Here is a 24,139-nt window from a genome sequence, read left to right as displayed (position 1 = left end):
AGGAATATTCAGACCATGAGCACCTCCCCCAAGCGGCTCGACCGCATCGACATCGGCATCCTGAACCAGCTTCAGCAGAACGCGCGGATCACGAACGCGGAACTGGCGCGCGCGGTGAACCTGTCGACGACGCCGTGCTTCAACCGTGTGCGCGCGCTGGAGAAGCTCGGGCTGTTCCGGCAGCAGGTCACGCTGCTCGATCCCGAGCCGCTCGGGCTGCGGATCAACGTGTTCATCCAGGTCAGCCTCGAGAAGCAGGTCGAGGACGCGCTGCAGCGTTTCGAGGAAGCGATCTCGCAGCGGCCCGAGGTGATGGAGTGCTACCTGATGTCGGGCGACGCCGACTACCTGCTGCGCGTCGTGATGCCCGACATGCGCACGCTCGAGCGTTTCATCATCGAGCGGCTGACGACGATTCCCGGCGTGTCGAACATCCGGTCGAGCTTCGCGCTGAAACAGGTGCGCTACAAGACCGCGCTGCCGCTGCCGGCGGCGGGGCTCACGCTCGTCGATCCGGACGAGTCGGCGTCCGACTGGAGCTGAGCGCGGCGCCTGCCGGCCGGTCCGTTCGCCGACGCGACGGCGACGAAACGATGACCGCCGCCGCGCTGCGCGGCGACGGATCGAGCCAGTCGCGTGCCTGCGCGTCATACGGCGGTCGGCCCGGTTGCACCGTCGCGACACGGCGCGAATCAATCGCGTATGCTCGTCCGGCCTGCGATGCGTGCGAACGCGCAGACGGTTCATGCATGTCTCGATCAATCAACGAGTGAGGGCGTGATGGCAAGACAGACGATGGCGGAATACCTGGCGAAGACGCTCGCGGCAGCGGGCGTCGAGCGTATCTGGGGCGTGACGGGCGACAGCCTGAACGGCCTGTCGTTCAGCCTGGCCCAGATCGGGTCGATCCGCTGGATGCATACGCGGCACGAGGAAAGCGCCGCGTTCGCGGCCGGCGCGGACGCCGCGTCGACCGGGCGGCTCGCGGTGTGCGCGGGCAGCTGCGGCCCCGGCAACCTGCACCTGATCAACGGGCTGTACGACTGCCACCGCAATCACCAGCCGGTGCTCGCGATCGCCGCGCACATCCCGTCGACCGAAATCGGGCTCGGCTACTTCCAGGAAACCCATCCGCAGGAACTGTTCCGCGAGTGCAGTCACTTCGCGGAGCTCGTGACCAATGCGTCGCAGTTCCCGCGCGTGCTCGCGCGCGCGATGCGCACCGCGATCGAGGAGCGCGGCGTCGCGGTGATCGTGCTGCCGGGCGACATCGCACTCGGCGACGGCCCGGAAGAGGCGCCGGCGTGGAGCGAATCGGCGCCGCCGTCGATCCTGCCGGCCGATGCCGATCTCGACCGGCTCGCGGCGCTGCTCGATGCGTCCGACGCGGTCACGCTGCTGTGCGGCAGCGGCACGCAGGGCGCGCACGACGAAGTGGTCGCGCTGGCCGATACGCTCGGCGCGCCGGTCGTGCATGCGCTGCGCGGCAAGCAGTTCGTCGAATGGGATAACCCGTTCGACGTCGGGATGACGGGGCTGATCGGCTTCAGCTCCGGCTATCACGCGATGGAATCGTGCGACACGCTGCTGATGCTCGGCACGGATTTCCCGTACCGGCCGTTCTATCCGTCGAACGCGAAGGTCGCGCAGATCGACTGGAAGGGCTCGCAGCTCGGCCACCGCGCGCCGCTCGCGCTCGGCCTCGTCGGCACCGTGAAGGAAACGATCGCCGCGCTGCTGCCGCGGCTGACGCGCAAGACGCAGCGGCGCTTCCTCGAGAATGCGCTGAAGCATTACGCGGCCGCGCGCAAGGGGCTCGACGATCTCGCGGTGGCCGAGCCGCCGGGCCGCGCGATCCACCCGCAATACCTGACGAAGATCGTCGACGAAGTCGCGGCCGACGACGCGATCTTCACGGCCGACGTCGGCACACCGACGCTGTGGGCCGCGCGCTACCTGACGATGAACGGCAAGCGGCAACTGCACGGCTCGTTCAACCACGGCTCGATGGCGAACGCGATGCCGCAGGCGCTCGGCGCGCAGGGTGCGCATCCGGGGCGGCAGGTGGTGTCGCTGTCCGGCGACGGCGGGCTGTCGATGCTGCTCGGCGATCTGCTGAGCGCGCGCCAGCTCAAGCTGCCGATCAAGATCGTCGTGTACAACAACAGCCTGCTCGGCTTCGTGTCGATGGAGCTGAAGGCGGCCGGCTATCTCGATACCAACGTCGACCTGAGCCCGACCGATTTCGCGGCGATCGCGAAGGGTGCGGGCATCTTCAGCGTGCGCGTCGAGCATTCGGAGAACGTCGAGGAGGCGCTGCGCATGGCGTTCGCGCATGACGGGCCGGCGGTGGTCGACGTCGTCACGTCGAAGTACGAGCTCGCGATGCCGCCGAAGATCGAGATCGCGCATGCGAAGGGCTTCAGCCTGTTCATGCTGCGCGCGATCTTGAGCGGGCGCGGCGACGAGATCGTCGAGCTGGCGAGAACCAACCTGCGGTGACGCGGTGCCGCGCGCGATGCGGCGGGCCGTTCGTTCCCGATCGGTTGCGCTGCTTCGCGCCCGTCGGCGGCCCACCCACGGATGTGGCGGCGCGGGCTATTAGGGACAATCTTCACGTCGCCTTAAGATTGCATTTCCTAGAATCGATTTGATCGTCGCTCTTCCTGCGACGGACCGATTCGTCCAGGAGGATGCACGTGAAAGAGCCCCGTGTCGCCGTAGCCCTGTTCCACGAAGTCATCGGCACGTCGAAGCCGACAGCGCAACCGCTCAAGGCCGGCCAATGATCTGGCCAAACGCGTGGCGTGTCTCGGCACTGTTCGTGCGCGAGTGGGTCGGCCGCCCGGCCGCGGTGGGCGCGTTGTGCCCGAGTTCGCGGCATCTGGCGCGCGAGATGGCCGACGCGGTGCCGGACGGCGACGGGCTGGTCGTCGAACTCGGCGGCGGCACCGGCGCGATCACCGCGGCGTTGCTCGAACGCGGCGTCGCGCCACGGCGCCTCGTCGTGGTCGAGCGTTCGCCGGCGTTCGTGCAGCACCTGCGGCGACGCTTTCCGGATGTGTCGATCGTGTGGGGCGATGCGCGGCAGCTCGAACGGCTGCTGCCGCCCGCCGCGCGGGTCGATGCGATCGTGTCGTGCCTGCCGTTGCGCACGCTGCCGCGCGAGGACGTGACGGCCATCGTCGATCAATGCCGTCGGGTGCTGTCGGCCGACGGCGTGATGATTCAATTCACGTACGACTTGCGCACGCCCCGCCGTCATCCGCTGGGCGATTCGGCATTTGTTGCCTGCGGCAGTCGTATCGTCTGGGCAAATATTCCGCCTGCGCGCATCGTGACCGTGCGCAGCGCCGCCGCCGAACACACCGGTTGACGCAGCCGTGCGCAGGGCGCCCGCACCCGGCGCCGCGCCGGTTTCTTTCATAAGTCATACCGATCCTTCCAATTTCCATTCATATTGCCGTCACATCAGGTTCCTACCATCGCCTTTCATTTCGAAAGGCTAAACACCGGGGGGGAATCGGCGACATGAATCGAATCAAAATGGCGGCGCTGCTGTGTGCCGGCGCCTTTGCGCTTGCCGGATGCAACAGCGACGACGGCCCGACCAGCACGTCGCCCGTACAGCCACCCGTGCAGGCGGCGGCGCGCAACGTGATCTTTTTCCTCGGCGACGGCATGGGGATGACGACGCTGACGGCCGCACGCATCTATGCGGTCGGTGAAGACGGCGCGCTCACGATCGACACGCTGCCCGAATCCGCGTTCGTGAAGACCTATTCCAACGATGCGCAGGTGACGGACAGCGCGCCGTCGATGTCGGCGTACATGACCGGCGTCAAGACCAACAACGAAGTGATCTCGATGTCGCCCGACACGAAGGCGATCGAGCCGAGCGCCGGCCTCACCGGCAACTGCGGCGCGAACAACGGCAAATCGGTGTCGACGCTGCTCGAGATCGCGAAGGCGAAAGGGATGGCCACCGGTGTCGTGACGACCACGCGCGTCACGCACGCGACGCCGGCCGCGACGTATGCACACGTGTGTCATCGCGATGCCGAGAACGACATCGCGGCCCAGCTCGTGCCGGGCGGCGCGGGCTACAACGGCGCGCTCGGCGACGGCGTCGACGTCGTGCTCGGCGGCGGCACGCAATTCTTCGTACCGAAGGACGGCGGCGGCAAGCGCACCGACGGCCGCAACCTCATCAACGAACTGAAGGCCAAGGGCTACGCGTTCGCGCAGAACCGCGACGACCTGCTTGCCGCCGATGCGACGAAGAGCGGCAAGCTGGTCGGCCTGTTTTCGTCGAGCCACATGAGCTACGACCTCGATCGCGGCGCGACGAAGGAACCGAGCCTGTCCGACATGGCGACGCGCGCGCTCGACGTGCTGCAGAACAACCCGAACGGCTATTTCCTGATGGTCGAGGGCGGCCGGATCGATCACGCGCTGCACGACACCAATGCGAAGCGCGCGCTGCAGGACACGGTCGCGTTCGACAACGCGATCAAGGCGACGCTCGACAAGGTGCGCAGGACCGATCCCGACCTGAAGAACACGCTGATCGTCGTCACCGCCGATCACGATCACACGCTGGTGCTGAACGGTTATGCGGCGCGCACCGGCAAGACCGAGGCGGGCAAGCCCGGCGTGCTGGGCGTGCTGCGCAGCTATCAGACGGGCGCGGTCGCGAAGGACGCGGACGGCGCGCCGTACACGATCATCGGCTTCGGCAACGGCGAGAACCGCGTGCAGGGCAGCCGCGCGGGCACCGCGCTCACCGACGCGGTGACGGGCGCCGACGATTATCGCCAGGAGGCGGCCGTGCGGATGGACAAGGGCAGCGAGACGCACGGCGGCACGGATGTGTTCCTCGGTGCGATCGGCCGCGGCGCGGATGCGTTCCACGGCGTGATCGAGAACAACAAGGTCTTCGAGCTGGTGCGCAACGCGGTGCAGCTTTGAGCGCCGACCACACGGGTACAGGGGAATACAGGATGTCGACCATCAAGTGCATCGCGGCGGCGCTGGCCGTCGTGGGTTTCGCATGCGGCCCGGCGCACGCCGCCGGCCAGGCGAAGAACGTGATTTTCTTTCTCGGCGACGGCATGGGGCCGACGACCGTGACGGCGAGCCGGATCTACAAGGTCGGCGAGTCAGGACAACTGACGATGGAGAAGCTGGCTCGCACCGCGCGCGTCAAGACCTTCTCGAACGACGCGCAGACCACCGACAGCGCACCGTCGATGGCCGCGTACATGACCGGCGTGAAGATGAACAACGAAGTGCTGTCGATGTCGTCCGACACGCGCGCGGTCGCGCCGGGCAGCGACGTCAACGGCAACAAGACCGTCAACAACTGCGCGCCGGGCAACGGCCAGCCGGTCGCGACGCTGCTTGAACTGGCGAAGGCGCGCGGCAAGGCGGTCGGCGCGATCACGACGACCGAGCTCACGCACGCGACGCCCGCCGCGACCTATTCGCACATCTGCCATCGCGACGCGCAGTACGACATCGCCGCGCAGGCGGCGCCGGGCGGGGCCGGCTACAACGCGGCGCTCGGCGACGGCGTGGACGTGCTGATGGGCGGCGGCCGCAATCACTGGACGCCGTTCGATCCGGTCGCGAACAAGCGCGGCCGCGCGGACGGGCGCAACCTGCTCGACGAGATGAAGACGAAGGGCTACACGGTCGTGGCCACCAAGGACCAGCTCGCGCAGGCCGGCAACGGCAAGCTGGTCGGCCTGTTCAGTTCGACGAGCCATCTCGAATACGAACTCGATCGTGTCGCGGGCAAGGGCGAAGGGCCGACGCAGCCGAGCCTCGCGGACATGACGTCGAAGGCGATCGACGTGCTGTCGAAGAACTCGAACGGCTATTTCCTGATGGTCGAAGGCGGCCGGATCGATCATGCGCTGCACGGCACCAACGCGAAGCGCGCGCTCGAGGATACGGCGGCGTTCGACGAAGCGATCCGCGTCGCGCTGTCGAAGGTCGACCTGTCGAATACGCTGATCGTCGTGACGGCCGACCACGACCACACGATGACGATCAACGGCTATTCGAAGCGCGGCAATCCGATTCTCGACATCAGCCGCAACTATCGCGACGGCCAGCCGAGCAAGGATGCCGACGGCAATACCTACACGACGCTGGTGTTCGGCAACGGCGCGAACCGGCCGAACGTGCGCGCGTCGGTCGATTCGGCCACCGCGATGAACGACGCGTACCTGCAGGAAGTCGGCGTGCGGATGGGCAGCGCGGGCTCGGAGACGCACGGCGGCGGCGACGTGATGCTGTTTGCCGACGGCGCGGATGCGAAGGCGTTCAAGGGCACGATCGACAACACGAAGGTGTTCGGTCTCGTGCGCTCGGCGTTCGGTTTCTGAGGCCGGCGACTTCATGATGAACGGAAACCTCCGATGAAACGCCACTTCCTCTACGCGCTCGCGTGCGGGCTGGCCGCGCTCCCGGCCTTTGCGGCGGCGGATCTCGACGCCGTGCTGCTGCACGAAAGCCGCACGGTGGCGGCCGACGGCGTGACGCGCACGACGATGTACCGCGAACGGATGGTTCGGCGCGATGGCCACGTGTGGGTCGAGCGCGTGCTGCCCGTCGCGGCGGCGGGCGGCGGGCATGACGACGATCACGACCATGACCACGACGTTGGCCGTGTGCGTCAGGACCCGCCGCGCGCCGGTGTGCAGCCGGCCGCCGCCCATGCCGGACACAAGCATTTCAACTTCCAGGCAGCGGCGCGACACGTCACCTACGACGGCAAGGCGGCGCGCATCGAGTATGTGGACGCGGCGAACCGGACGGTCGTCAGCGTGCCGCCGGCCGAGTACGAAACCACGGGCTTCGACGGCTCGTGGGACAACGCGTACTACGTCACGCCGCCGTCGCAACTGAAGCGGCTCGGAGCGGCGAAGCCCGGCGACGCGCCCGGTACCCGCTGGTACGAGCAGGCGGTCGAGTCGCCCGGTGCGCGCGGCGTGAACCGGATCCTGTGGAGCGAACGGCTGCAGGCGCCGCTGTCGGTCGAATACCGGAGTGCCGACGGCCGCGTGGTGCGCAAGCTGACGCTGACGCAGGTGCCGGCGGCGCGGCGTGAGCCGTTGCCGTGGCAGGCGCTCGGCGGCTACGCGCACAAGGAATACGCGGACTATCTGGATTGACCGACGCGCGACCGATGACGCGGTCGCGCGGTCGATCGACGTTTCGTAAGCGGGGCTTGCGGTCAGGCCGGCCGGTATCGTTGTGCGATACCGGCCGGGCCCTGGCCGGTTTTTTCTGTCCCGCCGCCACCCGGCGGGGATTGCCGACGAGGCGCTAGAAGCGCGCGCCGTCCGGCACGCGTGCCGCAGGCCGCGACGCGACCCGTTTGATGAAGCGGTCGAGCGGCGTTGCATAGCCGCGCGCGATGATCGCGCTCAAACCGGCCGACAGCACCAGATACGCGACGAGCAACGCCAGCTTGCCGTCGCCGTGCGTACCCGACGGCGGCCAGAACGTGCGCAGCGCGCCGAGCACGATCAGGTGGAACAGATACAGCTCGTAGCTGAGGCGGCCGCTCCAGCGCAGCGGCGCGAGTACGCGGCCGTGCGCGGGTTCGCGTTCCGCATGCGCGCCGATCAGCAGCACGCCGGTGCCGAGCGCCATCGCCGATACACCGATCACATGGCTTTGCGCGATCGGCCACGCGAGGTAGAGCGCGGTCATCGCCGCTGAGGCGAGCCATTGCACGGGCGCCGCCGCGAGCACCTGCCAGCGCGCGCGTTCGGCGAGCAACGCGGTGCAGCAGCCGATCGCGATGCCGTCGAAGCACGCGAAGTACGAATAGAGGAACCCGCCTTCGTCACCCGGATGCGTGAAGCGGTACACGGGACCGATCGCGGCAATCAGCAGCCAGAACGCGAACAGCCGCGAGTCGCGGCGCAGCGCGATGCACAGCAGCGGAAACGACAGGTAGAACACCTCCTCGACCGACAGCGACCACAGCACGCCGAGCGCGTAGTTGACCCAGCCGTATGCGCCGATCAGCACGTTCATCCAGAACGTGAGCGACGCGAGATTCACGAGCCAGAACGACACGGCGATGCCTTGCGGTGCATGGTTCGTGAAGATCGGCACGCCGGCCGCCGCGAGGCCGTTGACGAGCGCGAGCAGCAGGAGCAGGCACGGGACGATGCGCGCGACGCGCGACACGTAGAACGCGCGCACGTCGAGCGCGCCGAGGCTGCCCCAGCGGCGGCGCGCATTCGACGTGATCAGGTAGCCCGAGATCGCGAAGAACATCGTCACGCCATAGTTGCCGTTGCGCACGATCGCATGGACCGTGTCCCAGCCGAGCACGCGCGCAAGCGCCGTGTCGCGCAGCGGATACGCGATGTTGAAGTGATGCAGCAGGACGAGCACGATCGACACGCCGCGCAGCAGGTCGATTCGCGCGTTGCGCGGGCCGGTGCTCATTGCGGCCGGGCCGGTCGCGCGAGCGCAGGCAGTGCGTCGAGGAACGTGTCGCGCGCACGCAGGCCGGCGTTCGGTGCCTGCCGCTGGTCGTCCTGGATCAGGTACGCGAACGCGAGCTTGCGCGGCCCCTTCGCCGCCCAGCCGACGAACCAGCCGTACGCGCGCGACGCGTCGTACTTGAGCCCCGGCGATCCCGTGCCGGTCTTGCCATGCACGATCCAGCCGTCCGGCTGCCTGTCGATCAGCGTGATCCGCTCGGTCATGTCATACGCGTGCGCGCTGACCGGCAGCGTCCGGTTCGCGACCCTGCGCATGAAGCCGACCTGCTCGAGCGGCGAGATCCGCAACGACGAATTGACCCAGGCGCCCATCACGCCGCTCAATTTGCCCTGCTGGCGGGTGACGTCCGCGTTGCCGTAGCCGAATGCGCTGGTGTACTGCTGGAAACGCGCTTGTCCGAGCGCCTGTGCGACCTGCTGCGAATACCAGAAGATCGACAGCGTCATCCAGCGTGCCGGGTCGGTCGGTTCGCGCCAGGGCGCACCGCCCCAGTCGGGGTAGCCGGCGTGGAAGTCGAGCGTCGGCGTGTGTTCGTCCTTCAGGATGCCCGCATCGAAGCCCATCAGGCTGATCGCGACCTTGAACGTCGACGCGGGCGTGACGCGGGTCGCACAATCGCCTTGCTGTACGAGCACCTGGCCGGTGGTCGCATCGGCGACCACGGTACAGACGGGGCGGGCATGCGCGGATGCTGCGGCCAGGAGGGCGGTGGTGAATGCAAGCAGCGTGCGGCGCCAGTGTTTCAAGCGGGACTCCATTGGATCGGGATGCGCGCCACGCGGACCGACCACTGGATCATGACGACAGGGCGCGCTCAATGGGACAGGAGGATAGACGGTGATTGCAGGAGCGGACCGTTGAGGCGGCACACAGTGTATCGGCTGCGCGGCGAATGTCGACCGGTCATGGTTGCCGGACGCTGTGATCTTGTCGACGCTATGACGTCGCTGTTGTCCGGGGTAAGGCGTGCTCAGGAGCATGCTTGCGGACAGTTGTGGCAACAGAAGATTGATCGTGTTGTGTCTATCCCCTCGTCAAATCGACGCCCTTACCGGTATCGGTTCGAGTTAAATCGGGCTCGGATAAATCATCGGATATCCGTCCAAGCCTAGTACCGACACTCGGTATGGCTGAACTCGGTTGTTGATCCGGGTGTGAGCTACGGCGCTGCCTCACCCAGGATTTTCAGTGCATAAGCTATTTTCAGCGCGTGCTGAAAGTGGTGATTTTGGTGAAATTCATGCTCGCTGTTTCAGAGAATGTGGTACTTTCAAGGAATGCTGAAAGGGCCATATTCAATGAAAGAAGAAACTCGAGCTGGTGAGGCGCTACGCGGGTTGCTTGAGAAGATTCCGATCCTTCAGGTCGAAGGCATCGATACCGAAGCCGTGTCCGGCGATTGGGAGCCGGACTTGATCGCCCGGCTGCTCGTGGACGGTCGGCAGCACATACTCATCTGCGAGTGCAAGTCGAGCGGGCAACCGCGGTACGCCCGATCGGCGCTGCTGGAGTTGCAGAATTACGTTGTGCACCGGGCTCCCGAGGCGACGCCTGTCTTCATTGCCCCCTATATCTCGCCGGCAGTGAGGCAGTTGTGCGAAGAGAAGGGCGTCGGCTATCTCGACATGCAGGGAAACGCCCGAATCGCTTTCGGTGGCGTGTTCATCGAACGCGTGGTAGCGGACAAGCCCGCGTCCGAACAACGCGAACTCAAGTCGCTGTTCAAGCCGAAATCTGCGCAAGTGCTGCGCGTCATGTTGCGCGAACCCGGCCGTGCATGGCGAGTCACAGAGTTGTCGGACATCTCCGGGGTCAGTCTCGGACACGTCAGCAACGTGCGCACCGGCTTGATTGATCGGGAATGGGCGCGTGTGTCGGACGGCGGTCTCGTCCTATCGGAGCCCGACGCACTACTGGACGCATGGCGCGACAGCTACACGGCACCGCCTGGTGAGCGGTTGAGGTTCTACACGCCGCTGCATGGCAGCGCGTTCGAACACGCTGCCCGAAGCGCACTGCGCGTCGAAGAGGGGCCAGGCCGTGCTGCCTTCGCATCATTCTCGGCAGCGCAGTGGCTTTCTCCTTACGGGCGCACCAGTACGCACTACTTCTTCGCCGACCAGGAAGGTCTGGGCAAGCTCCAGACCGCGCTGAAGCTCGCGGCCGCATCGAAGGGCGAGAACGTGGTTGTTAGCGTTCCTAAGGACTTGGGTCTGCTCGCCGACGCAGTCGAACCTGCACCGGGCGCGGTCTGCACGAGTCCGGTTCAGACCTACCTCGACCTCTCCATTGCCGGTGAACGCGGCGCCGAGGCCGCCGATCACTTACGCCAGGAAAAGCTCTCATGGCCCAAATGACACCATCCCAGGAACCACAGTCGGCCGCCGAATACGACGACCGCACGACCGCGGCCGTGAAGTCTGTGCTAATTGAGATCGGCCAGATCCTTGGCAGCTTCAAGGGCAAGTTCGCCATCATCGGCGGCGCGGTTCCCTGGCTGCTGCTGGCCAACGAGGACATGCCCCACGTCGGCACGCTCGACTTGGACGTCGGGCTGGATGCGGAAGCACTCGGCGACGGCGAGTACGCGACCTTGATCGGAGCGCTTCAAGACCATGGATACGCCCAGCGCGAGGGGCTTCGGCGCTTTCAATTGGTTCGCAAGGTTCCGGCGCGAGATGGCGGGGAAGCGATCGACGTCATAGTCGATTTCTTGATGCCGCGCGACGCGGAAATCGTCAAGAACGATCCGCCCTTGATCAGCGACTTCGCCGTGCAACGGGCGGATGGTGCAGACCTGGCGATGCGGTTCTATCAATTCGTGGCGGTGGCCGGGGCGATGCCGGACGGAGGGACGAACCGCGTGGAGATCGCGGTGTGCTCGATTCCTGCTTTGCTGGCGATGAAAGGCCATGCGCTGGCAGGCCGCTACAAGCAGAAGGACGCTTATGACATCTACTACTGCGTGCGGAACTACCCTGGTGAGATCGAGGCGCTTGCACAAGAATGTCTCCCACTCCTGGGGCATGCAAGCGGCAAACGCGGCTTTCGGCACATCGCCGAGAAATTCGATACCTTCGAGGGATACGGCCCCACCTGCGTGAGGCGCTTCGTCGAAGACACGCGGGCGCTGGGTGATCGCACGCCCGAACAGTGGCAGCAGGATGCGTTCGGGCAGATCGATGCGCTGCTGCGCGCCATGGCGCTGCGAGACTGAGTCGCGCCCGATGGACTACGCGCAACTTCGCAAACTGCCCGATTGCTGGATGCACGAAAAAGCCCGCCGGCAGGCTTGCGCTTGCGGGCGGGCAAAGACACCCCGGCAGACCGGCGCGGGTGTCGCGTGAAGAACGGAGAACCGGGTTGCGTCAGAACTTGTGGCGCAGCGCGAGCCGCACGGCCACCTGGTTCGACGTCGACGACGGCGCGTCGGTGCCGGGGATGAACGCCTGGTCGAGGATCGAGTTCGTCTTGTCGCCGGCGATGTGCTGGTATGCGGCCTGCACGTACACGTCGGTGCGCTTCGACAGGTTGTAGTCGGCCATCAGCCCGACCGAGTGGATCTTCGGCTTCGCGTCGCCGGTCGATGCGTCGTACTTCTCGAGCGACAGCACGTATTGCGCGCCGACCATGAACGCCGGCGTGATCTGGTACGCGCCGTTCACTTCGAAGTTCTGGTACTTGATCGCGCTGACCGTCGCCCCCGGCGCGATGATCGCGCCCGGCGTGCCGAGGTAGCCGTTGCCGGTCGGGTTCTTGTAGTTCGAGTTCGTGTACGCGAAGCCGACCGTCGCGGGCCCGAACGTGTAGTTGATGCCCGCGCCGAACACGCGCATGCGCTCGGCGATGTAGCTCGCGTCGTTCGCGGTGATCGCGCCGGCCGAGCCGTTGCCCGGATGGTTCGCCTGCAGGTATGCGGCGCCGATCAGCAGCCCGTTGTTCTGGTATTGCGCGCCGAAGCTGTATGCGCGGTTGTCCGAGAAGCTCGTGCTGTTGCTGAAGCTGTACGCGCCGCCGAACTGGAAGCCGCCGAAGTTCGGGCTCGCGTACTTCACCGTGTTGTCGAGGCGGAACGAGTTGTCGGTGTTGTCGTTGTCGAACGGGTGCGCGAGCAGGTAGCCGCCCCAGTTGCCGTTGGCGGTGGTCGGCGCGAGATAGTCGACCACCGAGTCGTACTGGCGGCCGAACGTCAGCGTGCCGTACTGTGCCTGGCTCAGGCCGACATAAGCCTGGCGGCCGAACATGCGGCCGCCCTGGTTGAGCCGGCCGCTGTTCACGTCGAAGCCGTTCTCGAGCTGGAAGATCGCCTTCATGCCGCCGCCGAGATCCTCGCTGCCTTTCAGGCCCCAGCGGCTGCCCTGCGCGTAGCCGCTTGCCATTTCGTAGACGTGGCCGGTGCCGACGTTGTTCGTGTAGTTCAGGCCTTCGTCGATCACGCCGTACAGCGTGACGCTGCTTTGCGCGAACGCGGGCGACGCGAATGCGGCCGTTACGGCGAGCGCCGTCAGTTTCTTGTTCATTGAGAGATCTCCGGGGTATCCATCTTGTATCGGTTGTCGTGAGCGCGTCCGGCGAGGCGCGTCCCGTCATCCGGGGCGACCCGGCGCAGCGCGTGCGGCGCCGGAAACGCGCAGTGCGCGGCGGCGCGGCGACCGGCCGTGTCGGGTCGTGTCTCCTCCGATGACACCGCGCATTCTTCCGAAGCCGAAACGGAATCGAAAGCGAGTAATTTCGATGGATTGGATCGGGATCGCCAATGGGGGCGAGACGGATGGTTTCGACAGCCGAAACGGCGTGCGCGCAGCCGTGGTTCAGGGCCGGCCGGGCAGCCGCCGAACGGGATCGAGACGCCGCCCGCGCCGGGTCGTCAACGGCCACGTGAAACCGACTGAGAGCCCCGTCCGGCGGGCCTGACGGGTCGGAAGGCGATCGATTGGCGCTGCCGATTGCAATGATCGGAATTACTCGTTTCCCTAAACAAATTGGCGGTTGAACCATGCAGGCTGACCGGACGTGGATGGATTCGCGATTCGCCGGTCGCCGCGCATGCCGCGACGCACAAACAACAGATTCGATTTGGAGACGACCCACCATGCAGATTCGACGACTGAAAACGGTCCTTCTCGCCGCCGCGGCGATCCTGTCCGCGCCCGCGGCCCATGCGGCCGGCGGCGCGTGCGCCGACGGCAAGACGGTCCATTTCGCGGGCATCACGTGGGAGAGCGGGGCGTTCGCGACCGAGGTGCTGCGGCAGATCATGGAGAAGGGCTACGGCTGCAAGACGGACGTCGTGCCGGGCAGCACGGCCGCGACGGAAACGGCGCTCGCGCGCAACGACCTGCAGATCTGGGCCGAGCAGTGGACGGGCCGCAGCGAGATCACTGCGAAGGCCGTCGCGTCGGGCGCCGTGAAGCTGATCGGCGACACGCTGCCGGGCGGCACGACGGAAGGCTGGTTCGTGCCCGAATACGTGGTGAAGGGCGATCCGGCGCGCAACATCAAGCCGGTCGCGCCGGGGCTCGCGTCGATCGACGATCTGCCGAAGTACAAGCAGGTGTTCGCGGACGAGGAGGAACCGGACAAGGGCCGCTTCCTGAACTGCCCGACGGGCTGGGACTGCGAGCGCGTGAACACGCGGCTGTTGCGCGTGCTGAAGCTCGACCAGTCGTATACGAACTTCCATCCGGGCACGGGTGCGGCGCTCGACGCGGCGATCGCGTCCGCGTACCAGCGCGGCGCGCCGATCGTGTTCTATTACTGGGGCCCGGCCGCGCTGATGGCGAAATACAAGTTCGCCGCGCTGAAGATGCCGGCCTATAACGAAGCATGCTGGAAGACGCTGCGCGACGAGAGCAGCACGCACCAGTGCGCATCGTCGTACATGGTGTCGCGGCTGACGGTCGGCGTGTCGAAGCCGTTCGCCGATGCGAACCCCGATCTCGTCGGCGTGTTCGGCAAGGTGCGCTTCCCGATGGACTTCCTGAACCAGACGATCCTCGAGATGACGACGAAGAAGATCGACGGTGCGGCGATGGCCACGCAGTTCCTGAAGACTCGCCAGGACATGTGGAAGCAGTGGGTGCCGGCCGACGTCGCGCAGAAGATCGCCGGCAGCCTGAAGGGCGCGTAACCTGCGCGCGGCGGCGGGCCCGCGCCTGCCGCCGCCGTCACGCGCCTGCGCGGCGCGACGGAGAATCACTATGAACGGCTTCTTTCTGCACCTGTCGATCGCCGACTGGGTGAACAGCGCGCTCGAGACTTTCGTTGCGCAATACGGCGACAGCTTCCATCACTTCAGCACGATGCTGCTGCGCTACCTGCTCGTGCCGCTCGAAGGCGCGCTGCGCGTGGCGCCGCCGTGGCTCGTGCTGCTGGTCGTCGGCGCGATCGCGTGGAATGCGACGCGCCGCATCGGCCTCGGCGTGCTCTTCATGCTGCTGCTCTACGCGATCGGCTGCTTCGGCCTGTGGGACAAGCTGATGCAGACGCTTGCGCTGATGCTCGTCGCGACGGTGCTGTCGGTCGCGCTCGGCGTGCCGTTGGGCATCCTCGCATCGCGCAGCGCGTGGCTGCGGAGGATGCTGCTGCCGGTGCTCGACGTGATGCAGACGCTGCCGAGCTTCGTGTACCTGATTCCGGTGCTGATGCTGTTCGGCCTCGGCAAGGTGCCCGCGATCCTCGCGACGATCATCTACGCGCTGCCGCCGCTGATTCGCCTGACCGATCTCGGCATCCGCCAGGTCGATCCGGACGTGACGGAAGCCGCGCGCGCGTTCGGCACGACGCGCTGGCAACTGCTCGTCAACGTGCAGTTGCCGCTGGCGCGGCCGAGCATCATGGCCGGCATCAACCAGACGACGATGATGGCGCTGTCGATGGTCGTGATCGCATCGATGATCGGCTCGCGCGGGCTCGGCGAGGACGTGCTCGCGGGCATCCAGACGCTCGACGTCGGCAAGGGCACGCAGGCCGGCCTCGCGATCGTGATCCTCGCGATCGTGATCGACCGGATCAGCCAGGGCTTCGGCCAGGAGCGGCGCGCGCGCCGCCGGCTCGCGCAGCAGCGCCGGCAAAAAGGCGCGTCGCGCGTGCCGTACCGGCTGCCGCGCAACGCGCAGTCGGCGGGCGTCGATTCGAATCAGGCGACGCAATCGTCGCGCGCATAGGAACGGAGACAGACATGGCGACCATCGACGTCAAACACGTGTACAAGCTGTTCGGGCCGCAGGCCGCGCATGCGCGCGTGCTCGACCTGCTGCGCGCCGGCAAGCGCAAGGCCGACGTGCTGGCCGAAACGGGCTGCAACGTCGGGCTCAACGACGTGAGCCTCGGCATCGAGTCGGGCGAGATCTTCGTGATCATGGGGCTGTCGGGTTCCGGGAAATCGACGCTCGTGCGGCACTTCAACCGGCTGATCGAGCCGACGGCCGGCGAGATCGTGATCGACGGCAGCGACGTGATCAAGCTCGACGCGCACGGGCTGCGCGAACTGCGCCGCTACAAGGTCAGCATGGTGTTCCAGAACTTCGGGCTGCTGCCGCACCAGACCGTGCTCGACAACGCCGCGTATGCGCTGCGCACGCGCGGCGAGAAGCGGCACGATGCGGCCGACGCGGCGCGCAACTGGCTGACGAAGGTCGGGCTCGACGGGTACGGCGATCATTATCCGGACGAATTGTCGGGCGGGATGCGGCAGCGCGTCGGGCTGGCGCGCGCGCTGGCGGCCGACACCGACGTGCTGCTGATGGATGAGGCGTTCTCCGCGCTCGATCCGCTGATCCGCACCGAGATGCAGGATCAGTTGCTCGAACTGCAGGCGACGCTTTCGAAGACGATCGTGTTCATCACGCACGATCTCGACGAGGCATTGCGCATCGGCGACCGGATCGCGATCCTGCGCGACGGCACGCTCGTGCAGGTCGGGACGCCGGACGACATCCTGTCGCGGCCGGCGGACGATTATGTGCGGCGGTTCGTGGAGAAGCGGACGAGTACGAACTGAGCCGGCGCGGGAACGGCCAACGAAGCATGGGGCGCCACGCCTGCCGCCAACAGGATCCGAAGAATAAGCGTCCTATCACAGTCGAAACATTTCTGAATGGCGCTTCTTGCGGGTTTTTAACGCCCTGGCGGAATGAATTCGGGCGCGTCCTTGCCGGGCGTGCGTTTGCGATCGAGATCGAATACCCGGCGCCTCGGGCATACCCGGATGCACCCGTACTTCAGCCTCAAAAGTGAAACATTCCGCACTTGCCGGGCCCGCCTTGGGCCGATCGGGCAAGCGACTGAATACAAAGGGGAAATCCACCCGCACATCACAGATGTCCCGGCGCCGTGCCGATCGACACGTTTCAGACTTGAAACATAAATCGCGTGCCGGAATCGGGCGGGGCGGGCCAGGTCGCGTGAAGAATCCAACGGTCTCTTTGTATTCGGGCCGCTTGGAGGATTGGCATCGCCGATGCGTGATGTCGTCCGGATTGGTGCGGTCGGCCAAGCCGTTCCTCGTTACCTCAGGAGGATTTCATGCGTAAAACTTTATTGGCGTCCGCTGCGCTTCTCGCCTTGGGATTCAGCGGCTACGCGATGGCGAACCCATGCAGCAGCAATGCCAGTTCGACGTGCAGCCAGAAAGCGGATGACGGATCGAACACCCTCAGCAACGCAGTCAGCTCAACCCAGACCAGCACCACCGGGTCCAATGCGAATGAAGTTTCGCCTGGCGCGAGCGTCTATCAGGATTCGTACAACAGCACCAAGATCGTCGCGATCAGCAAACTCGACGGGTACGTGAGCAATGTCCAGGTCTGGGGCATTGGCAACAACGCGACCAATTCGGGCAGCGCGGCCGGCGGAAGCGGCGGCAAGGGCGGCAACGGGTATGGCTACGGTGGCAAGGGCGGTAACGGCGGCGGCGGCGGCGCGGGCGGCGCCGGCGGCAGCGGCGGCAGCGCGCATAACGGCAGCGCCACGGCAGGCAACGCCAGCAATGGCAGCGCGACGGCCGGCACCGGCAACGGCGGCGGCGGCGGAGCCGGCGGTTCACCTGACGCCAGCGGCGGGAGTGGCGGCAATGCCACTGCGAGCGGCGGCTATGGTTCCGGCAAGGGCGGCGGCGCAATCGCGGCTTCGGTCGGCGTAGGCGGCTCCGGCAAGGGCACCGGCACCGGCTGGGGCGGCGGCACCGGCACAGGCGATTCCGGTTCCGCGTGGGCCAAGAATCATGGCAGCGGAAGCGCGTCGGCATCGGCCGGCAGCGGCACCGGCACCGGCACGGGCACCGGCAGCGGCTCGGGTAGCGGCACAGGCGGCGCAGGGTCGGCGGGTACGTCGACTGCTTCGGGCGGATCGGGCTCGGGCACCGGCGGCTCGGGTGCGGCGGCGGGCGGCACCGGCGGCGCGGCAGCGGCCACGGCGGGCAACGGCGGTGCCGGCGGCGCGGGCACGGGCGGCGGCGCGACGAACGGCGGCGCGACGACGACGGCCAGCAACGGTAGCGCAACCGCGGGTAGCGGCGCGGTGGGCGCGATGGGCGGCGCGGGCGGCGCAGGCGGCACCGGCAACGGCGGCACCGGCAACGGCGCGGTCGGCGGCGCGGGTGGCGCAGGCGGAGCCAATGCGGTCAACGCGGGGACGTTCAACATGTCCAACGCGATGGCGAGCGTCGGCCAGACCGCTGCGGGCATCATGGTCGCCAACCAGAACAGCGGCATGGCGTCGCTCGTTCAGCAGGCTGTGACCGTGCAGGCGAACCTGTCCGTAGGACGTTAGAACGGCCGGTTGGTCCTGGCGAGCCGGATGCATTGACGCGGGCGCAGGCGAGCCCGCGGCTTGCGTTCCATCGCCGATGGACAGGACTGCCGGCGAGGGCGGGATGGCCGAACGGCCGTCTCGCTCTCGTTGGCACAGGCCGGGCTGATTTCCGTCGATCGACGGTCACGCGGATTCCGCTCCCTGTGCGTCGGGTTCGAGCCGACTCGCGCAGGGACCAAGGAGACAGCCATGCGAATCCGAACGGCACTTTCGCTGGTGATATTGCCTGCGGCGCTGCTGCCGGGCCTGACGGCCCATGCCACGGCTGACGGGTCGCAAACCGTTGCGGCGGAGGCAGCCGTCGGCGTTGCGCCGGCAACCGCACCTTCCCCACCCGCCGCACGCGCGGATCAGGCCGATCCGGCCGCGGCCGGCGCGCCCGCTGCGACAGCTACACCCCCTGCGACCGGCGCCGCGACCGCGCAAGCGGGCAGCTTCGGCGTCGCGATGTCGCCCGACCAGCTCGACGAGCATCGGGGCGGCGATGCGCTGATCGGCCAGAACTATCTGACCGGCGCGGTGACCGACAACGTGGCGAACCGGGTGTCGACCGGCTCGAACTCGATCACCGACGGCTCGTTCGCCAATGCGAGCGGCCTGCCGACGGTCATCCAGAATACCGGCGCCAACGTGTTGATTCAGAACGCGACGGTGCTCAACGTGCGCTTCGGGAACTGAGCGATGAGACAGGTCGCCGCAGCGTGCATCGCGGCGCTCGCGTGCGCGCTATCCGGTCCGGTTGCACAGGCGGACGAGATGACGGTCGTCGATCCGGCGGGCGCCGGTTATACGATGCACGTCACGAGTCTCAAGGAGGCGCGCTTCAAGCGCACCATCAAGCAGCAGTTCGATTTCAGCTGCGGGTCGGCTGCCGTCGCGACGCTGCTGACTTATCAGTACGACTATCCGATGACCGAGCAGACCGCGTTCGCCGAGATGTGGGAGAACGGCAACCAGGAGAAGATTCGCCGGCAGGGCTTCTCGCTGCTCGACATCCGGCGTTTTCTCGACGCGCACGGCTTCGTCGCGGACGGCTTCGAGCTGCCGTTGCAGACGCTCGCGAAGACGCACACGCCGGCGATCGTGTTGATCACCGAGCACGGCTATCACCATTTCGTGGTCGTGAAGGGGCTGCGTGACGGGCGTGTGCTCGTCGGCGATCCGGCCACCGGCACGCGGCCGATGTCGCTGGCGAGTTTCGAGCAGAAGTGGGAAGACCATGTGATTTTCGTGATCCACAACCGGCCCGAGCTGGCGGTGTTCAACGACCCGCGTGACTGGCGCGTCGCGCCCAGCGCGCCGCTCGACACCGGCATCGCCCGCGACGGCCTGTATTACGTCGTGGTGCCGAAGCACGGCCCGCGCGACTATTGAGGACCGTCATGAGATCCGAGACCAGGAAGATCGCCGGCATCGCCGCGATGGTGTGCGGCGGGGTGACGTCCGTGAGTGCGGCGGCGATGCAGGACGGCGCGCCGGCCGCGACCGTCGAGCCTGCCGTGCAGACGAGCGGCGCGCACGAACGGAACTGGCCGGCAACCGGCGCGATCGCGCTCAGCGACGCGCGCCTCGATGCGATGCGCGGCGGTTTCGATATGCCGGGCGGCCTGAAGGTTTCGTTCGGTGTGTCGCGTGTCGCGTTCGTGAACGGCAATCTGGTCACGACGACCAACTTCAACATCCCGGACATCAGTCATATCACTGCGCAACAGGCGCAGGCGCTGGCGGCCGCGAACGCAGGCGCGCTGATCCAGGTCGGCGCCGGCAACGCCGCGCAGCCCGCCGCGCTGCCGGCGCTGACCGGCGCGGTGATCCAGAACACGTTGAGCAACCAGCAAATCCAGGCGGTGACGACGATCAACACGACCGTCAACACACTGTCGACGTTCAAGAACCTGAACGTGATGTCGACGCTGAACAATGCGCTGCTCGGCGCGTTGCCGGGACGTTGAAGGGGCGATGAAGGATCGGCGAGCGACCGATGAATGGCAGGTGAACGGGCAGGTGAACGAGCAGGGAGCGGGCAGATGAGCGGGCAGATGAGCGGGCAATGGCACGCCGGGGCCGGCGTGCGTCACGCGGCCCGCCTTCGGCGCCGTCCGGCGATCAGAATGCAATCGGCACGCGCAGCGTCATGACCACGTCCGGCGTGTCGCGCGTGAGGCCGGCGCCGATCGACAGATTCAGCGTGGTCTTCGGCGACAGCCGGTACGAGTAACCGAGGAGCAGCGAGCCGAGGATCACGCGCACCGAGCTGGGCACCGTCTGGCCGTTCTGCTTCGTGGGCAGCACGATGCTCTGGTCGTAGCCGAGGCTCACCGACGCTTTCTCGTTCAGCGCGAGGCCCATGCCGACATTGAAACCCCAGATGTCGCCGGGCTGCAGTTTGCCGATGAAGTCCTTCTGCCCGTCGCGAATCGTGAGGCTGAGATTGTCGCGGCTGAAGCTGTGCAGATAGCTCAGGTTGCCGAAGAACACCACCGGGTCGGACGGAAAGAGCCACGTGAGGCCCGGCTGGATCGCGTAGAAGCCGGAGCCCGTCGGCTGCTCGAGCGGCAGGCCGGTGCCGGTGGCATTGCCGACGCAGCGCGTGACGCAGTCGGTGACCACGTCGAACGGGCTCTTGCCAGTGGCGGTCTTGAAGCGCAGCCAGCCGATGTAGTAGAACTTGTCGGGGCCGCCGGTATTGAACTGGTAGCGCAGCGTCATTTCGACGTCGCCGAGGCCTTTGCCGTGGCTGTTGAACGCGTTGTCCTGGGCGGAACCGGTGAAGATCTCGCGGCTGATCGTGTCGTTCGTCGAGTACACATAGGGGACGCGGACTTCGACTTCCATCCGGTTGGTGATCCCGTAGCGCACCGCGACCGCGCCCGTCAGCGTGGTCGTCTTGACTTCCCGCACGTCGACCAGGCCGATCAACAGCGCCGGGATGATCGTGTAGCCGACGAGTGCGACGCGGTTCGACGACGAATAGTTGAACTGGAACGACGGCTCGACGACGAACTTGTTCTTCGGCGTCAGCACGCCGGGCTGATCGAAGATCGGCGCGACGGGCGGCGGTGCGGTGTCCGCCACCGGCGCCTGGCCGACCGGCTGGCGCGGCTGCGCGGCGGACCCGGCCGCGGATTGCGCGTTGGCGGGGGCGTTGCCTGCCGTGCCGGGTGCGCCGCCCGGGGCGCCGGTATCGGCTTGCGGCGCTGCGTCGCCGGGGCCGCCGGCATCACCGGGGCCTGTACCGCGCCGGGCCGCGAGTTCCCGGTTGTCCAGCGCACGGCTCAGGCGCGAGAGATTGGCTTCTTCGTCGGCCAGTTTGCGCTTGAGCGCGCTCAGTTCCTGCAGATGGTGATCGACTTCCTGGCGCAGTGCGGAAATGTTCTCCTGCGTCGACTGGGCGTCCAGCGACTGCGCGTGCGTTTGGGCCTGAAAGAGCAGCACGCTTGCATAGCTGATGGCATGGATGCAGCGAAATGGCATGCGTTTCACGGCGCGTCTCCACGATCGGGCCTGCGGTTCCCCCGGCGCACACCGACGGCAAGCCGGCGCGCGCGTTGCCCCGGATCGCTTCGCTGCGCGTCACGTCACGCGAGCGCTGAACGCGCGTCACATCGCACGCGAGCCAAAGAATGTTTCTCCGGCTGCATCGATGTGCGTGATCGAACGCAATGAAACTTCGGCAGCGAGGCCGCGCGCCGACACTCGATTGTCAATGTGCACAACGTCACCACAACGTCACGTCCCGCCGGCCGAACGATGCGGCGACAGACCTCACGAGGCTAGTGCAGGCCGGCATCGAACGCCAACCAGACAAACCCTTGCTCGCGTATGGCGGACGACGGACGACACGGCGACACCTGTTTCGCGGGGCCTTCCGTCAAAACCGAATGCACGTTTCGAGCCTGTGCGCGCGGGCCCCGCGGCGTGTTCATGGTGGTGTTTTCCCGTGTGCCGGCGGGCATTGTGCCGACCGGACGATGCGTGGGGCCGGCCGCCGTCGCCGGAGACGCGATCGCGCGGAAATCGCGCGTTCCGTTCCCTCCGCGGGGCGCGTCGATTCCGCTGGAAACGGTTCGCGCCGGCGTTCGCGCGAGCATCGGGCCGTCGCGTCAGTGCGGGACGGTTTCGCGGGTGCGCATCCGCGCGCCGGCGGTTTCTGCGCGTTGCGCGTCCGCCAGAATCAGATCCGCGCCTTTCTCCGCGACCATCATCGTCGGTGCGTTGATGTTGCCCGACGTGATGTTCGGGAACACCGACGCGTCGACGATCCGCAGCGCCTGCAGCCCGTGCACGCGCAACGACGCATCGACGACCGACGTCGCCGCATCGGGCCCCATCGCGCACGAGCCGCACAGGTGGTAGATCGACCCCGACTGCTCGCGGAAGTACTGCAGCATCGCTTCGTCGGAGTCGACCTGCGGCCCCGGCGAGATTTCCTCGACGGTCATCGACTTCAGCGCCGGCGCGTGCATCAGCGCGCGGATCACCTTGCTGCCCTGCACGGCTTCGTCGAGATCCTTCTGCGTGGTCAGTGCATTGATGCGGATCTTCGCCGCGTCTTCCGCGCGGTTCGACGCGATCTCGATCGTGCCGCGGCTCGTCGGCCGGCACGGGTTGAACGCGATCAGGAAACCCGAATACGGCTCGGGCTTGATGCTCGCGCGGTCGCTCTTCGGAATCCGGTACGACAGCGGGTTGAAGTAGAGCTGCAGGTTCGGTTCCCGCGCATCGTCCGTGCCGCGGAAGAAGCCGCCGGCCTGGTTGACGCTCATCGCGAGCGGGCCGCGTTTCGTCAGCAGGTAGCGCAACCCGATCTTCATCTTGCCGAGCAGCGTGCCCATCTCGTCGTTCAGCGTCGGCCGGTTCGCCTTGAAGTAGAAGCTCACGCACAGGTGGTCCTGCAGGTTGCGGCCCACTGCCGGCAGCGCATGCACGAGCGGTACGCGCCGGCGCGCGAGCAGCGCCGGATCGCCGATGCCCGACAGTTGCAGCAGCTTCGGCGTATCGACCGCGCCGGCCGCGAGGATTACCTCGCGCGCGGCGATGAGTGTTTCGTCGCCGTTTGCGCCGGCCACGACCACGCCGGTCGCGCGCGAGCCGTCGAACGTCACGCGCCGCACCAGCACGCCCGAGCGCAGCGTGAGGTTCGCGCGGCCCAGCGCGGGCCGCAGGTACGCGAAGCTGCTCGAACAGCGTTCGCCGTTTTTCGTGTTCAGGTCGTAGATGCCCGCGCCTTCGAAGTGCGCGCCGTTGAAGTCGTCGGTGCGCGGCAGGTTCAGTTGCGCGCAACCCGTCAGGAACTCGTGGACGATCGGATGCACGTCGGCCTTCATCGACGTGATGTGAATCGGCCCCGTCGAACCGTGATGCTGCGGGTCGGTCGCGCCGGCCGCGTGGGTTTCGAGCTTGCGGAAGTACGGCAGCACGTCGTCGTACGCCCAGCCCGGATTGCCGGCGTTCGCCCAGTCGTCGTAGTCGCTGCGCTGGCCGCGCACGTAGACCATCGCGTTGATCGAGCCCGATCCGCCGACCACCTTGCCGCGCGGGCAGTACAGCTTGCGGTCGGCGAGCTGCGCTTCGGGCTCGCTGTAGTACATCCAGTTGTAGCGGCGGTTGTAGTAGGTCTTCGTGAAGCCGACCGGCACCTTGAACCAGAACGACGCGTCGTGTTCGCCCGCTTCGAGCAGCAGCACCGAGTGCCGGCCCGATTCGCTGAGGCGGTTCGCGAGGATGCAGCCGGCCGAGCCCGCGCCGACGATGATGTAGTCGTAAGTCATGGTCGCGTTTGTCCTGG

General features: G+C 66.8%; 20 protein-coding genes. 15 read left to right on the top strand and 5 right to left on the bottom strand.

Features of this window, described 5'->3' with window-relative positions:
• Nucleotides 1-15: 15 nt before the first annotated feature.
• From ABD05_RS19905 to ABD05_RS19880, 6 genes are all read left to right on the top strand, one after another.
• Nucleotides 16-543: an Lrp/AsnC family transcriptional regulator gene (locus tag ABD05_RS19905; protein ID WP_047901851.1), complete on the top strand. Its 528-nt coding sequence runs from the start codon at nucleotides 16-18 to the stop codon at nucleotides 541-543.
• A gap of 237 nt (nucleotides 544-780) precedes the next feature.
• On the top strand, nucleotides 781-2,502 hold the full coding sequence (gene poxB, locus ABD05_RS19900; RefSeq protein WP_047901850.1) for a ubiquinone-dependent pyruvate dehydrogenase: 1,722 nt from the start codon (nucleotides 781-783) through the stop codon (nucleotides 2,500-2,502).
• A 283-nt stretch (nucleotides 2,503-2,785) separates the two neighbouring features.
• Nucleotides 2,786-3,376 (top strand): class I SAM-dependent methyltransferase, encoded by a 591-nt coding sequence (locus ABD05_RS19895; RefSeq protein WP_047901849.1) that lies wholly within the window; start codon nucleotides 2,786-2,788, stop codon nucleotides 3,374-3,376.
• Nucleotides 3,377-3,531: 155 nt separating this feature from the next.
• Nucleotides 3,532-4,971, top strand: coding sequence for an alkaline phosphatase (locus ABD05_RS19890; protein WP_047901848.1), 1,440 nt, complete (start codon nucleotides 3,532-3,534; stop codon nucleotides 4,969-4,971).
• A 32-nt stretch (nucleotides 4,972-5,003) separates the two neighbouring features.
• Complete coding sequence (locus ABD05_RS19885) at nucleotides 5,004-6,395, top strand: alkaline phosphatase (protein ID WP_047901847.1); 1,392 nt, start codon at nucleotides 5,004-5,006, stop codon at nucleotides 6,393-6,395.
• Between the two features lie 33 nt (nucleotides 6,396-6,428).
• On the top strand, nucleotides 6,429-7,184 hold the full coding sequence (locus ABD05_RS19880; protein WP_047901846.1) for a hypothetical protein: 756 nt from the start codon (nucleotides 6,429-6,431) through the stop codon (nucleotides 7,182-7,184).
• Between the two features lie 154 nt (nucleotides 7,185-7,338).
• On the opposite strand, the gene ABD05_RS19875 is transcribed toward ABD05_RS19880, so the two are convergent.
• Nucleotides 7,339-8,478 (bottom strand): acyltransferase family protein, encoded by a 1,140-nt coding sequence (locus tag ABD05_RS19875; protein WP_047901845.1) that lies wholly within the window; start codon nucleotides 8,476-8,478, stop codon nucleotides 7,339-7,341.
• Nucleotides 8,475-9,296 carry an OXA-1043 family class D beta-lactamase gene (gene blaOXA / locus ABD05_RS19870; RefSeq protein WP_047901844.1) on the bottom strand — a complete coding sequence of 274 codons (822 nt, stop codon included), beginning with the start codon at nucleotides 9,294-9,296 and terminating at the stop codon, nucleotides 8,475-8,477. The genes ABD05_RS19875 and blaOXA overlap by 4 nt, the downstream gene beginning before the upstream one ends.
• Nucleotides 9,297-9,836: 540 nt before the next feature.
• On the opposite strand from blaOXA, the gene ABD05_RS19865 reads away from it, so the two are divergent.
• Both ABD05_RS19865 and ABD05_RS19860 read left to right on the top strand, forming a co-directional pair.
• Complete coding sequence (locus tag ABD05_RS19865; protein WP_238594172.1) at nucleotides 9,837-10,895, top strand: type IV toxin-antitoxin system AbiEi family antitoxin; 1,059 nt, start codon at nucleotides 9,837-9,839, stop codon at nucleotides 10,893-10,895.
• Complete coding sequence (locus ABD05_RS19860; protein ID WP_175804831.1) at nucleotides 10,883-11,755, top strand: nucleotidyl transferase AbiEii/AbiGii toxin family protein; 873 nt, start codon at nucleotides 10,883-10,885, stop codon at nucleotides 11,753-11,755. The genes ABD05_RS19865 and ABD05_RS19860 overlap by 13 nt, the downstream gene beginning before the upstream one ends.
• A gap of 151 nt (nucleotides 11,756-11,906) precedes the next feature.
• Here the strand turns inward: ABD05_RS19860 and ABD05_RS19855 are convergent, their stop codons facing one another.
• A complete protein-coding gene (locus ABD05_RS19855) occupies nucleotides 11,907-13,058 on the bottom strand; it encodes a porin (protein WP_047901843.1) in 1,152 nt (383 codons plus the stop codon).
• A gap of 572 nt (nucleotides 13,059-13,630) precedes the next feature.
• Here ABD05_RS19855 and ABD05_RS19850 point away from each other — a divergent pair.
• From ABD05_RS19850 to ABD05_RS19820, 7 genes are all read left to right on the top strand, one after another.
• Nucleotides 13,631-14,668: an ABC transporter substrate-binding protein gene (locus ABD05_RS19850; protein WP_047901842.1), complete on the top strand. Its 1,038-nt coding sequence runs from the start codon at nucleotides 13,631-13,633 to the stop codon at nucleotides 14,666-14,668.
• Nucleotides 14,669-14,738: 70 nt separating this feature from the next.
• On the top strand, nucleotides 14,739-15,704 hold the full coding sequence (locus ABD05_RS19845) for an ABC transporter permease (RefSeq protein ID WP_047901841.1): 966 nt from the start codon (nucleotides 14,739-14,741) through the stop codon (nucleotides 15,702-15,704).
• Nucleotides 15,705-15,718: 14 nt separating this feature from the next.
• The gene (locus ABD05_RS19840; RefSeq protein WP_053059955.1) at nucleotides 15,719-16,540 is read left to right on the top strand and encodes a quaternary amine ABC transporter ATP-binding protein; all 822 of its coding nucleotides are present in this window, start codon (nucleotides 15,719-15,721) and stop codon (nucleotides 16,538-16,540) included.
• A 524-nt stretch (nucleotides 16,541-17,064) separates the two neighbouring features.
• On the top strand, nucleotides 17,065-18,309 hold the full coding sequence (locus ABD05_RS38340) for a hypothetical protein (protein ID WP_047901840.1): 1,245 nt from the start codon (nucleotides 17,065-17,067) through the stop codon (nucleotides 18,307-18,309).
• Nucleotides 18,310-18,540: 231 nt separating this feature from the next.
• Nucleotides 18,541-19,029 carry a hypothetical protein gene (locus ABD05_RS38980; RefSeq protein ID WP_047901839.1) on the top strand — a complete coding sequence of 163 codons (489 nt, stop codon included), beginning with the start codon at nucleotides 18,541-18,543 and terminating at the stop codon, nucleotides 19,027-19,029.
• A 3-nt stretch (nucleotides 19,030-19,032) separates the two neighbouring features.
• Nucleotides 19,033-19,725: a C39 family peptidase gene (locus ABD05_RS19825; RefSeq protein WP_047901838.1), complete on the top strand. Its 693-nt coding sequence runs from the start codon at nucleotides 19,033-19,035 to the stop codon at nucleotides 19,723-19,725.
• An 8-nt stretch (nucleotides 19,726-19,733) separates the two neighbouring features.
• Nucleotides 19,734-20,303 carry a hypothetical protein gene (locus tag ABD05_RS19820; protein WP_047901837.1) on the top strand — a complete coding sequence of 190 codons (570 nt, stop codon included), beginning with the start codon at nucleotides 19,734-19,736 and terminating at the stop codon, nucleotides 20,301-20,303.
• Between the two features lie 154 nt (nucleotides 20,304-20,457).
• Here ABD05_RS19820 and ABD05_RS19815 read toward each other — a convergent pair whose 3' ends face one another.
• Nucleotides 20,458-21,834, bottom strand: a complete 1,377-nt coding sequence (locus ABD05_RS19815) for an acetate kinase (RefSeq protein WP_047901836.1) — start codon at nucleotides 21,832-21,834, stop codon at nucleotides 20,458-20,460.
• Between the two features lie 620 nt (nucleotides 21,835-22,454).
• The gene (locus tag ABD05_RS19810; protein ID WP_047901835.1) at nucleotides 22,455-24,122 is read right to left on the bottom strand and encodes a GMC family oxidoreductase; all 1,668 of its coding nucleotides are present in this window, start codon (nucleotides 24,120-24,122) and stop codon (nucleotides 22,455-22,457) included.
• Between the last annotated feature and the right edge of the window lie 17 nt (nucleotides 24,123-24,139).

Source organism: Burkholderia pyrrocinia, assembly GCF_001028665.1.
Classification (GTDB): Bacteria; Pseudomonadota; Gammaproteobacteria; order Burkholderiales; family Burkholderiaceae; genus Burkholderia; species Burkholderia pyrrocinia.
This window is presented reverse-complemented; position numbering and strand designations above follow the sequence as displayed.

Coding starts and splice junctions, on each gene's coding strand:
- ABD05_RS19845 (WP_047901841.1), top strand. CDS start 14,739: ATGAACGGCTTCTTTCTGCACCTGTCGATCGCCGACTGGGTGAACAGC.
- ABD05_RS19895 (WP_047901849.1), top strand. CDS start 2,786: ATGATCTGGCCAAACGCGTGGCGTGTCTCGGCACTGTTCGTGCGCGAG.
- ABD05_RS19825 (WP_047901838.1), top strand. CDS start 19,033: ATGAGACAGGTCGCCGCAGCGTGCATCGCGGCGCTCGCGTGCGCGCTA.
- ABD05_RS19865 (WP_238594172.1), top strand. CDS start 9,837: ATGAAAGAAGAAACTCGAGCTGGTGAGGCGCTACGCGGGTTGCTTGAG.
- blaOXA (WP_047901844.1), bottom strand. CDS start 9,296: ATGGAGTCCCGCTTGAAACACTGGCGCCGCACGCTGCTTGCATTCACC.
- ABD05_RS19890 (WP_047901848.1), top strand. CDS start 3,532: ATGAATCGAATCAAAATGGCGGCGCTGCTGTGTGCCGGCGCCTTTGCG.
- ABD05_RS19840 (WP_053059955.1), top strand. CDS start 15,719: ATGGCGACCATCGACGTCAAACACGTGTACAAGCTGTTCGGGCCGCAG.
- ABD05_RS19810 (WP_047901835.1), bottom strand. CDS start 24,122: ATGACTTACGACTACATCATCGTCGGCGCGGGCTCGGCCGGCTGCATC.
- ABD05_RS19850 (WP_047901842.1), top strand. CDS start 13,631: ATGCAGATTCGACGACTGAAAACGGTCCTTCTCGCCGCCGCGGCGATC.
- ABD05_RS19885 (WP_047901847.1), top strand. CDS start 5,004: ATGTCGACCATCAAGTGCATCGCGGCGGCGCTGGCCGTCGTGGGTTTC.
- ABD05_RS19875 (WP_047901845.1), bottom strand. CDS start 8,478: ATGAGCACCGGCCCGCGCAACGCGCGAATCGACCTGCTGCGCGGCGTG.
- ABD05_RS19820 (WP_047901837.1), top strand. CDS start 19,734: ATGAGATCCGAGACCAGGAAGATCGCCGGCATCGCCGCGATGGTGTGC.
- poxB (WP_047901850.1), top strand. CDS start 781: ATGGCAAGACAGACGATGGCGGAATACCTGGCGAAGACGCTCGCGGCA.
- ABD05_RS38340 (WP_047901840.1), top strand. CDS start 17,065: ATGCGTAAAACTTTATTGGCGTCCGCTGCGCTTCTCGCCTTGGGATTC.
- ABD05_RS19855 (WP_047901843.1), bottom strand. CDS start 13,058: ATGAACAAGAAACTGACGGCGCTCGCCGTAACGGCCGCATTCGCGTCG.
- ABD05_RS19880 (WP_047901846.1), top strand. CDS start 6,429: ATGAAACGCCACTTCCTCTACGCGCTCGCGTGCGGGCTGGCCGCGCTC.
- ABD05_RS38980 (WP_047901839.1), top strand. CDS start 18,541: ATGCGAATCCGAACGGCACTTTCGCTGGTGATATTGCCTGCGGCGCTG.
- ABD05_RS19860 (WP_175804831.1), top strand. CDS start 10,883: ATGGCCCAAATGACACCATCCCAGGAACCACAGTCGGCCGCCGAATAC.
- ABD05_RS19905 (WP_047901851.1), top strand. CDS start 16: ATGAGCACCTCCCCCAAGCGGCTCGACCGCATCGACATCGGCATCCTG.